We start from the raw sequence: 230 nt of genomic DNA on the forward strand, positions 1-230 counted from the left end.
CCACTGGCCGTGCTCGTCCTGGAACAGGTACAGCGGGTATTGCAACGACGCAACCGTTACTGTCGGGTTATCGCGAATCCACTCGCGCTCGTGTGCAGCCAGTTCGACGGGCTGTACGTTGTGCGCCGCGGCATCGCCGTGCATCACCAGTTGCGCCGCCACACTGCAACGCACCAACCCCAGCAATCCGCACAACAACACCCCAACCAGTGCCGGTTTCAAACCTCTAT

Annotated in this window: 1 protein-coding gene; it reads right to left on the bottom strand. The window is 60.9% G+C overall.

What is annotated here, in order from left to right; genetic code table 11:
* The coding region (locus EOB49_RS36045) for a hypothetical protein (protein ID WP_206526245.1) at positions 1-230 on the bottom strand (230 nt) is incomplete at both ends.

The organism is Mesorhizobium sp. M7A.F.Ca.MR.148.00.0.0 (assembly GCF_003997735.1).
Taxonomy (GTDB): domain Bacteria; phylum Pseudomonadota; class Alphaproteobacteria; order Rhizobiales; family Rhizobiaceae; genus Mesorhizobium.